At 46.3% G+C, this 9,172-nt stretch carries 7 protein-coding genes; 2 read left to right on the plus strand and 5 right to left on the minus strand.

The window, feature by feature from the left end:
- Positions 1 to 165: 165 nt before the first annotated feature.
- The gene (gene glpX, locus IRQ95_RS21700) at positions 166 to 1,173 is read right to left on the minus strand and encodes a class II fructose-bisphosphatase (RefSeq protein ID WP_194439846.1); all 1,008 of its coding nucleotides are present in this window, start codon (positions 1,171 to 1,173) and stop codon (positions 166 to 168) included.
- Between the two features lie 368 nt (positions 1,174 to 1,541).
- Between glpX and zapB the strand changes: the two genes are divergently transcribed.
- Positions 1,542 to 1,784: a cell division protein ZapB gene (zapB, locus tag IRQ95_RS21705; protein WP_194439848.1), complete on the plus strand. Its 243-nt coding sequence runs from the start codon at positions 1,542 to 1,544 to the stop codon at positions 1,782 to 1,784.
- Between the two features lie 235 nt (positions 1,785 to 2,019).
- Here zapB and metF read toward each other — a convergent pair whose 3' ends face one another.
- The 3 genes from metF to IRQ95_RS21720 all read right to left on the minus strand — a co-directional run bounded on the left by metF (position 2,020) and on the right by IRQ95_RS21720 (position 6,763).
- On the minus strand, positions 2,020 to 2,910 hold the full coding sequence (gene metF / locus IRQ95_RS21710; protein ID WP_194439855.1) for a methylenetetrahydrofolate reductase: 891 nt from the start codon (positions 2,908 to 2,910) through the stop codon (positions 2,020 to 2,022).
- Positions 2,911 to 3,184: 274 nt separating this feature from the next.
- Positions 3,185 to 5,596, minus strand: a complete 2,412-nt coding sequence (locus IRQ95_RS21715; protein ID WP_194439857.1) for a bifunctional aspartate kinase/homoserine dehydrogenase II — start codon at positions 5,594 to 5,596, stop codon at positions 3,185 to 3,187.
- Positions 5,597 to 6,763 carry an O-succinylhomoserine (thiol)-lyase gene (locus IRQ95_RS21720; protein ID WP_194439859.1) on the minus strand — a complete coding sequence of 389 codons (1,167 nt, stop codon included), beginning with the start codon at positions 6,761 to 6,763 and terminating at the stop codon, positions 5,597 to 5,599.
- Between the two features lie 222 nt (positions 6,764 to 6,985).
- Here IRQ95_RS21720 and metJ point away from each other — a divergent pair, with 222 nt between their 5' ends.
- Complete coding sequence (gene metJ, locus IRQ95_RS21725) at positions 6,986 to 7,303, plus strand: met regulon transcriptional regulator MetJ (RefSeq protein WP_075650056.1); 318 nt, start codon at positions 6,986 to 6,988, stop codon at positions 7,301 to 7,303.
- Positions 7,304 to 7,548: 245 nt separating this feature from the next.
- On the opposite strand, the gene IRQ95_RS21730 is transcribed toward metJ, so the two are convergent.
- The gene (locus IRQ95_RS21730; protein ID WP_194439861.1) at positions 7,549 to 8,823 is read right to left on the minus strand and encodes a malic enzyme-like NAD(P)-binding protein; all 1,275 of its coding nucleotides are present in this window, start codon (positions 8,821 to 8,823) and stop codon (positions 7,549 to 7,551) included.
- Positions 8,824 to 9,172: the final 349 nt, after the last annotated feature.

Below are 9,172 nucleotides of genomic sequence, written 5' to 3' on the forward strand. Positions count from 1 at the left end.
GATACCAAGCGGACAGGTCGTGCTTCTATAAAAACCTTATGGCAAGGATGGTTTAGGTTACAAACCATCCTTGAAGGGTATGAACTCGCTAAGTCTCTTGAGCAACAAGACTTGTGATCAAGAGACAGGGCATTTAGCCACCCTTGTTCAATTTTTCGCGAACGATTACAGAATGATGTCGCGTACTTCAGGGTCTTTACGCTCCAAGTAGTGGATCGACTTGATGCGACGAATCGTGCGGCAGCGACCACGGATTAGCAGAGTTTCTGTGGTTGCGATATTACCTTGGCGAGTGATGCCTTCTAGCAGGTCACCTTTCGTAATACCGGTGGCTGAAAAGACCACATTGTCACTACGCGCCATGTCTTCCATTTTCAGTACGATACCAGCTTCGACACCCATTTCTTTACAGCGAGCTAATTCTGCGGCGCCATAGATACGGTTTTCTTCGTTATCGCCTTTCACTTCGTGGCGAGGCAGCAAACGACCGTGCATATCGCCATCTAATGCGCGGATCACCGCGGCAGAAACCACGCCTTCAGGTGCTCCGCCAATGCAGTACATTACGTCCACTTCGCTATCAGGCATACACGTTAGGATAGAAGCGGCTACGTCACCATCAGGCACCGCGAATACGCGTACGCCCATTGCTTGCATTTCTGCGATAACTTGTTCATGGCGAGGTTTCGCTAGGGTCGTAACTACCAGAGTATCTAGTGACTTGTTTAACGCTTTTGCGATGTTCTCTAGGTTTTCTTTCAGTGGTTTGTTTAGATCAATGCAGCCTTTTGCTCCGGGACCTACTACTAATTTTTCCATGTACATGTCAGGAGCTTTTAAGAAGCTACCTTTTTCGCCAGCGGCTAATACGGCCAATGCATTCGATTGACCCATCGCTGTCATGCGTGTCCCTTCGATAGGGTCGACAGCGATATCAACGGCATCACCACCAGTTCCCACTTGCTCACCGATGTAAAGCATCGGCGCATCATCAATTTCACCTTCACCGATCACAATCTCACCGCTGATCTCAGTTTTATTGAGAAGGGTGCGCATTACCTCAACCGCGGCACCGTCAGCAGCGTTTTTATCGCCACGACCAAGCCATTTATAACCGGCTAGTGCTGCGCCTTCAGTGACTCGAGAAAATGCCATTGCTAAATCGCGTTTCATGATGACTCCAAATAGGTTTATGGAAGGAACTAAATTTTGGCGCGATTCTACCACATCAAAAAGAAAACGTTTGCCTTTTTGCTGCGCAGAGATTGAATTTGATCAATAAAGCACTGTAAAGTGTTTAGTTAAAGCATTGCTAGCTGTAACCTCAATGCATGGCGAGTCTAAGTTTTGCGTCTATTCGGCACAGTTAGGCTTAGCCATCAAGTGATAAAGTTAGGTAAATGTCAGTAACTGGTGTTTTTTTGCGCGAATAGCGCACAATATCAAATATAGGGCGTGTGTCTCTCGGCTGTGCTAAGTAGAATGAGGGTAATACGTGAAGCGTTCTTCACTTCAACCGAATAAATCAAAGGTAGGCTAAGATGTCTTTTGAAGTACTAGAAAAACTAGAAGCAAAAATTCAAACAGCAGTAGATACAATCGCACTTCTTCAAATGGAAGTTGAAGAGCTTAAAGAAGAAAAAGAAAAGCTATCTGCTGAAGCAACTGAACTACGCTCAAGCCGTGAAGAGCTTGAACAAAAATCTCAGCAAATGCAGCAAGAGCACGCTGCATGGCAAGATCGTATCCGTAACCTACTAGGTAAAATGGACGAAGTAGAATAAGCTGCTTAGAGCTTAGAGCTTAGAGCTTAGAGCTTAGAGCTTAGAGCTTAGAGCTTAGAGCTTAGAGAGGCTGACCGAAAGGTTGGCCTTTCTGTTATTTAGAGTTTAGAACCTGAGTGACAAATCAGCTTCAATAGCGTTTGGGACATGGGTGGTCAAAAGCTGACATCGCGAAAAAAAGGCCAGCGAGTGCTGACCTAAGAAATTTATTTTGGTTTTGGATGGGTTACAGTCACTATACTTGAGGACGTACACCCAAGGTATGACACAGTGCATAAGTCATCTCTGCACGATTGAGTGTATAGAAGTGGAAGTCTTTTACACCTTCACGGCTCAATACACGCACCATATCGATAGCTTGGCTTGCACCAACTAGTTGGCGTGTTGTCGGATCATCATCTAACCCTTCAAACTGTTTTGCCATCCAACCTGGCACTTTGACATTATTCTGCGCAGCAAAGCGTGACGCTTGCTTAAAGTTCGAAACTGGCAGAATGCCCGGTACGATTTCCACATCAATACCAGCCGCGACACAGCGGTCACGAAAACGCAGGTAGCTTTCTACATCAAAGAAGAATTGGGTAATTGCGCGGTTAGCACCTGTATCCACTTTACGCTTTAGGTTAAGCAAGTCAGCTTGAGCGCTCTTCGCTTCTGGGTGCACTTCAGGGAAAGCCGCAACTGAGATATCAAAGTCATGACGCGCTTTTAATAACTCGACCAGATCTGAGGCATACATATCTGGTGCACCGCCACCGGGTGGAATGTCACCACGCAGCGCAACAATACTTTGAATGCCGTTTGACCAGTAATCATCCGCGATTTGAATCAGCTCTTCTCGGGTCGCATCAATACAAGTTAAGTGTGGTGCTGCCACAAGCCCGGTTGCAGACTTAATATCTTTGATGATTGAATGCGTACGGTCGCGTTCACCCGAGTTGGCGCCATAGGTAACGGAAATGAATTTTGGTTTGAGCGTTTTTAAACGATGGACAGAATTCCACAAAGTCTCTTCCATCTTTTCACTGCTCGGTGGAAAAAACTCAAATGACACATTGATATTGTCCGATAATTCAGCAATATTCTGATTTAAAGCGTCGATATGACTGGCGTGTGTGTATCCCATCTTGCTCTCCCTGTGGCTGCCTCTGCCACTCGCTATTTTAAATTCCTTTTGATGCTTATACTCAACAGATACAAACTAGAATGACTATCTTGAAGTTGTTTACGTATAGACGTCTATATGTCCACAGGATGTATTGAATAGAGTTTAAAGTCAACAAAGTGATTATGAATTTTATTCAAGTTGATAATTAATCTATCTCAAGTTAATTACTTAAGTACAATATAATTACATACAAAAAAGGCGCGATAGTTGCCCATCACGCCTTGTTGCTTAGTTATAACTGACTTGAAAGCAAGTTTAAGTCAGATTGGATTGCGCCCGCAGTAACCTCTCGACCTGCTCCTGGTCCCCGTATCACCAGTGGATTGTCTTTATACCACTTACTCTCGATGGCAAAGATATTGTCACATGGCAGTAAGTTTGCCAGCGCATGCTCACGGGTAAGCGCTTCTACGCCCACAGTGGCTTTGCCGTTTTTCTCTAAGCGAGCCACATAGCGAAGCACTTTGTCTTCACGCTGGGCTTTACGAAGTCGCTCTGCCAGTAGTTCGCTGAGGATGTGGCCGTTGTCTAAGAAGTCATCCAGCGGTAAATCGACTAACTCTTCTGGCACTAAGCTTTCAACTTTTACAGCACCTGGTTCAATCGTCAAACCGGACTCTCGGGCCAAAATTACCAGCTTACGCATCACATCTGAGCCATCCAGATCATTGCGAGGATCAGGTTCCGTCAGGCCTTGTTGCCAAGCTAAATCCACGAGATCGGCAAAAGGCTGCGAGCCATCGTATTGTTGGAATAGCCAAGATAGGGTGCCAGAGAAAATGCCCGATAGGGCGATAATCTCATCGCCACTTTCGCGTAGATCTCTGACGGTGTGGTTGATTGGTAAACCCGCCCCCACGGTGGCGTTATATAGCCAGTGGCGATTAATTTTGGCAAACGCATCTTGTACTTGATGGTAGTACTCACTGGATGCAGAGCCTGCCACTTTGTTGGCTGAGATCAGGTGCATCCCTTGTTCTGCAATTTCGATGTAACGCTCAGCCAGTTCATGGCTGGCAGTGACATCTAATACAACAGCATCATCGTAGCCTTGAATTGCGCCTAAACGTTTGATCCATTCGCCAGGTTGGTATTCCACCGCTTCGGCATCAAAACGCTTATTGGCTTTGGCGGCATCAATACCATTGGTATCAAACAAGTAGGTTTGACTATCGATAATCGCCACCAATTCAAAGTTCATACCGCGACGTTTTTCGAGTTCCACTTTTTGCTCTGCAAATAGGCTCAACCAACTGCTGCCGATGTTGCCTTTACCACATAGGGCAATCGCGACACGCTTTTGTGCTTGAAACAGTTGGTTATGCACCCCTTGCACCAGCGTATCGGTCTCGGTTTTACGCAGGACAGCAACCAAACTTAACCCAGAGGCGGATTCGCAAATAAATTCTACTGGGGCGTTTTTCAATTGTTGGTAGAAACCGTAGCAATGATTCGGGTTTTTGGTTACCCCTGCTCCAACTGCTGCCACCATCGAATAGCCCTCTTTGAGCTTTATCTCAGCTTCGATGGCACGATCTTGCAGATGACTCAGTGCACCACCGGCAATTTCTGCGGTATAGGTGAGACGCAGGCAATGCTGATCATCTTGCGCTTCATACGCCAAAGGTTCGAGCTGTGCCCGGGTTAAGCCAGCTAACGTCTCTTGAGAAAGACGTAAGAAGTCGTGCCCTGATGAGAAGTGCAGTTCAATCATTAACACTTCATTAAGTGAGGAAATAATTTTTGCACCGCGACCAGAAGCCAACACACGTTCAATGCGCGTCGAGCCGGATTCAGGCTCGTAGCTGCAACGTAAATGGCAGTCCATGGTGCTTTGCGCGACAGGCTGTAAGGTGCGGCTATGCAATACAGGCGCAGCAAGACGAGCAAGTTCACTGGCTTCATCAAGGCGCAGCAGTGGTAGCAAGCAAGCATCAGCGACGAGGCGCGGGTCAGCGCTGTAAACGCCAGCCACATCACTCCAAATGGTCACGCGAGAGACTTGGGCGAGTGCGCCAATCACGGTTGCTGAGTAGTCAGAACCATTACGACCCAGCAGCACGGTTTTGCCTTGTTTATCTTGCGCCATAAAGCCGGTGATCACCACGCGGTGATGAGCATGCTGCGCGAGAACTTCTTTGAGTAATGGGTAAGAAGCGCCGCGGTCAACTTCTGGCTGTGTGCCTGCTTCAGCACGCAGAAATACACGCGAGTCTTGGGCGCGAGAAGGCAGTTTATTTTGGTTAAGAAGTGCGGCAAGCAGGCGCGAAGACCAGCTTTCGCCATGACCTAATACACACGCTTGTTCGGTTTCACTCAGTGGCGCAGTCAGCTCACCAAGTAATTTAAATTCATCATTCAGTTGAGCGAGTAACGTCTCTTTGCTCTCACCCTCAAGCAGTTGCTCGACTAAATCCGTCTGAAACTTTTTTAACTCTTGTAGTGCTTCATGGGCAAGGCGCCCATCTTTGTGCAAGCCATCAATAAACTCTATCAGCTTGTTGGTGGTTTTGCCGGCGGCGGAGACCACAATCAAATCGTCTTGCTGCGAGTATTCTTTAAGAATATTGACTACGCGGCGGTAGCATTCCGGATTTGCTAAACTGCTGCCACCAAATTTATGCAGCTGTCTTTCCACGCTCATTTAGTTGTCCTCCGCTGCCACATTAAAGGCTTGCTCTAAATCGCTAATTAAATCTTGTACATCTTCCAGCCCTACCGAAAGGCGCAGCAGCTGTTGAGATACTCCTGCTTCCGCTAACGCGATTTCACCCATCGCTCGGTGGGTCATTGAGGCTGGGTGGCAAATTAAACTTTCCACACCGCCAAGGGATTCAGCCAAAGAGAATAGCTTAAGCGCACTAACAAAAGTTTTAAGCTGCTCAAAACTACCAGCGAATTCAAAACTGAGCATCGAGCCAAAGCCAGATTGCTGCTTTAGCGCAATCTCATGCCCAGGATGCTCTGGTAGGCTAGGGTGGTAAATTGTGCCAACACTTTGGTGATTTTTTAGATAACTAAGGATTTCACGTGAGCTCTCTTCATGCACGCGCATACGTGCGCCTAAGGTGCGCAGACCACGCAGCGTCATATAGCTATCAAATGGGGTGCCTGTCGCTCCAATGCAGTTGCCCCACCAAGCGAGCTCTTCAGCGTGTTGTTCTGTTTTGGTGATGATAACGCCGCCTATTACATCAGAGTGACCATTAATGTATTTGGTGGTTGAGTGAATAACAAAGTCAGCGCCAAGTTCTAGTGGCTTTTGGAACACGGGTGTCAAAAAGGTATTGTCGACAGCCACTAAGGCATCAACCGCATGGGCTTGTTCACACAAAGTCGCAATATCGACCACTCGTACCAGCGGGTTAGAGGGGGTTTCAACCAGTACCAGTTTTGGTTTTTGCGCTAACGCATCAGCAAGCGCGACCGGATCGGATTGGTCAACAAATAGAACGTTGAAGTCGCCTTTTTGCGCTCGGGTATTAAACAGTCGGTAGCTGCCACCATAGCAATCATGCGGCGCTACAATTAAATCATCAGGACCAAGAAACGTCGTCGCCCATAAATTGAGAGCAGAAGTACCACAATTGGTAATGACCGCACCTTTGCCGGATTCTAATTCGTACAGAGTTTGTTCTAATAAGCCACGATTTGGGTTGCCCGATCGGGTATAATCGTATTTTGGTACTTCACCAAAAGCAGGAAAACCATAATTAGTAGAAAGATAAATTGGTGGGACCACGGCATGGTGTTGAGTGTCGGACTCGATGCCAGTGCGAACTGCAATAGTAGCCGGCTTGTGGGTGCTCATAAACGTATCCTTCCAGAACAATAGTGACTTGTCAGCTTGAATGCGATATATGTACTCTTCGTGTATTGATACATCACATTCACAATCCATTTACGCTACTTTACTGTTGTTAATGTGAGACGTCAATACATCTAGACGTCTATATGTCTTTGCTTGTAGCCTTAAAAGCCGCTAAAATTACACTCTATAAAAACTACTGACTAACAATAACGAAGGTGCGCAATGGCAGACTGGAATGGCGAATACATTAGCCCATACGCTGAGCATGGAAAGAAAAGCGAACAAGTAAAGAAAATTACTGTTTCAATTCCATTGAAAGTATTAAAGGTGTTAACCGATGAGCGTACACGCCGTCAAATTAACAACCTACGCCATGCAACGAATAGTGAGCTGCTTTGTGAAGCATTTCTACATGCTTACACAGGTCAACCGTTGCCAACAGATGAAGATCTACGTAAAGATCGCCCAGATGATATTCCATCAGAAGCGAAGCAGCTAATGACCGAAATGGGCATCGAATTTGAAGCGTTCGACGAATAATTGTTAGTGTATTCTTGCTGCATCTGAATTAAAGCACCAGTTCAGATGGTTAGAAAACCAGAACATAAAAAAACCGCAGTTCATTAGCTGCGGTTTTTGTGTTTTAGAGCAAAGATTTGAGAATTGAGATTCTAGAACTGAGACTAGTCACCATTCATTTCCGTAGAGAGGCGAAGCCGAACGTTCCCACTTCCGTAAGCCTCGTTTCACGTTCCGTAATCCCGCATCCGTAGCGCAGCGTTCCGCTACGCCATATACCCTTCAGGCATTTCAATACGCGCTACGCCAGAATCGACAGCCGCTTGCGCGACCGCTTTGGCTACGCGTGGCAGTAAGCGGTGATCCATTGGTTTTGGAATAATGTACTGTGCGCCAAACTCAAGTGTTTCAACTCCAGCTGCTTTAAGTACTTCGGTTGGCACTGGTTCTTTGGCTAACTGGCGAATGGCTTCTACAGCAGCAAGCTTCATTTCATCATTAATTTCGCTTGCGCGTACATCTAGTGCGCCACGGAAGATAAATGGGAAACAGAGAACGTTGTTGACTTGGTTAGGGTAGTCGCTACGTCCGGTACCCATAATCAAATCATCACGTACTTGATGTGCCAATTCCGGTTTGATTTCAGGATCTGGGTTTGAACAAGCAAAGACAATAGGGTTGTCTGCCATCAAATTAAGATCTTCAGGTGGTAGTAAGTTAGGGCCAGATACACCAAGGAAAATATCTGCGCCTTCAATAACATCTTCTAGAGTGCGTTTGTCGGTGTTATTGGCAAATAGCTTTTTGTATTCGTTCAGGTCATCACGACGAGTGTGGATTACACCTTTACGGTCAAGCATGTAGATTTTCTCACGCATTGCACCGCATTTAATCAGCAGTTCCATACATGCAACAGCAGCAGCACCTGCGCCAAGACAAACAATGGTTGCCTCTTCTAGCTTCTTACCTTGCAGTTCAATTGCATTGAGCATACCTGCGGCAGTAACAATCGCAGTACCGTGTTGATCATCATGGAAGACAGGCACATCACAGCGCTCAATTAACTGCTTTTCAATTTCAAAACAATCTGGGGCTTTAATATCTTCTAAGTTAATACCGCCAAAGGTATCGGCGATATTGGCTACCGTATCGACAAACTCTTCGATAGTGCGGTGTTTCACTTCAATATCAATTGAATCGAGTCCCGCAAAGCGTTTAAACAGTAGCGACTTACCTTCCATTACCGGCTTTGAAGCCAGAGGACCTAAGTTACCCAAACCAAGAATTGCCGTACCATTTGAGATCACCGCAACCATATTACCCTTTGATGTGTACTTGTAGACGTTATCTGGGTTTTGCGCGATTTCACGTACAGGCTCGGCGACGCCAGGGCTGTATGCGAGTGCTAGATCTTTAGCTGTTTCCGCGGGTTTAGTTAGCTCGACGGAGATTTTCCCGGGTACTGGGTTTGCGTGGTAATCAAGCGCTTGCTGGCGGAACAGTTCTTCAGCGGTGAGTTCTTGTGATTGGTCATCTGACATGGTTTTTTGTTTCTCGTTATCGTTGGTTGTTAAGCAAAAGTTATTCTATACCCACAAAGTCAAGCTGCATAGGCAAGAATGCGATTGGTGTAACCATTATGTCGGTTTGAGCGTCTGATAAGACCAGATGGCTCACAAATTTGCAGATGAGCAGCAAATGATGAGGGATTGAGAAGGTAAGAGGCAAATTACAGGTAAGAAAAAAGGACGCCTGAGCCTGTCTCTTGATCACAAGTCTTGTTGCTCAAGAGACTTAGCGAGTTCATACCCTTCAAGGATGGTTTGTAACCTAAACCATCCTTGCCATAAGGTTTTTATAGAAGCACGACCTGTCCGCTTGGTATCTTTC

It is taken from the genome of Vibrio fluminensis, from assembly GCF_015278125.1.
Taxonomy (GTDB): Bacteria; Pseudomonadota; Gammaproteobacteria; order Enterobacterales; family Vibrionaceae; genus Vibrio; species Vibrio fluminensis.